This window comes from Enterobacter sp. CFEC122, assembly GCF_052983755.1.
In genome coordinates, this window is record NZ_JBRIQR010000116.1 from 1 (window position 1) to 1,331 (window position 1,331).

The following is a 1,331-nucleotide window of genomic DNA, read 5'->3' on the forward strand; positions in this document are numbered from 1 at the left end:
TGGATTGGCCCCTATATTTCCATACACTTTTTATCACTTAACCCATTACTGGTTCGCCGCCGCAGATATTCCCGTGGCGAACGATACCCCAGTGCACTATGCGGATGCCATTCGTTGTAATGTTCGAAGGCCTCCGCAAGGTTCTTTACCGCTGTTAACCCGTCGGGTTTCGGCATGATGCTGATGTAATCGCGCTTCATCGTTTTCACGAAGCTCTCTGCCATCCCGTTGCTTTCCGGGCTACGTACCGCCGTATGTTTAGGCTCCAGTCCTACCATTCTGGCGAACTGACGCGTCTGATAAGAACGGTAGGCTGAACCGTTGTCTGTCAGCCACTCAACTGGGGATGTCGGCAGGCTGTTACCGAAACGACGCTCCACGGCACCCAGCATGACGTCCTGCACGGTTTCACTGTCATATCCACCGTTACTGGCCGCCCAGTAAAGTGCCTCGCGATCGCAACAGTCCAGAGCGAACGTGACCCGCAGTTTTTCACCGTTATCACAGCTGAACTCGAAGCCGTCAGAGCACCACCGCTGGTTACTTTCTCCAACGGCCACTTTCCCTGTATGCGCCCGCTTCGATGGCGGTATTTCCGGTTTACGCTCAAGCAGCAGCGCATTCTGACGCATGATGCGGTATACGCGTTTGGCATTGATCACCGCCATGTCGTCAGTTTCTGATTGTCTGCGCAGCAGTGCCCATACCCGACGATAACCATAGGTGGGCAGATCGCCGATAACGGTATGGATACGGGCCAGCGCGTCAGTATCATCAGGCTTGCGCTTGCACCGACGATCCTGCCAGTCCTTCGACCGACGGGCCATGGCATGCAGTTGCGCACGTGAGACCCGGAGGCAACGACTGACAAGGCTTATTCGCCATCCTCCGGCAACAAGGGCACGTGCGCTATCCACTTTTTTTGTCGGCCATATTCAACGGCTTCTTTTAGCAGCTCGTTTTCCATGGTTTTCTTGCCCAACAGGCGTTGCAGCTCTTTAATTTGCTTCATCGCAGATGCCAGCTCCGACGCGGGCACAACCTGTTCTCCTGCGGCAACGGCTGTAAGGCTGCCTTCCTGATACTGCTTACGCCACAGGAACAGCTGACTGGCAGCAACGCCATGCTGACGGGCGACCAGCGACACGGTCATTCCGGGCTCAAAACTCTGCTGAACAATGGCGATTTTTTCCTGAACACTTCGCCGTCTGCGCTTCTCTGGACCTAAAACATCAATCATTCGGACTCCAACGACTAGTCTAAAAACTAGTATTAAGACTATCACTAACTTAAGTGATACCAACTGTCTGGAGATTCAGGGGGCCAGTCTA

Annotated in this window: 1 protein-coding gene; it reads right to left on the bottom strand. The window is 53.9% G+C overall.

Annotation, left to right across the window (positions count from 1 at the left end; translation table 11 throughout):
• Positions 1-11: 11 nt before the first annotated feature.
• Positions 12-1,240, bottom strand: a protein-coding gene (locus ACVCAM_RS26375; RefSeq protein WP_148116659.1) for an IS3-like element ISEc27 family transposase whose coding sequence is annotated in 2 segments (ribosomal slippage) — positions 12-925 and positions 925-1,240 — 1,230 coding nt in all. Because the reading frame shifts where the segments join, the coding sequence is not laid out codon by codon here.
• Between the last annotated feature and the right edge of the window lie 91 nt (positions 1,241-1,331).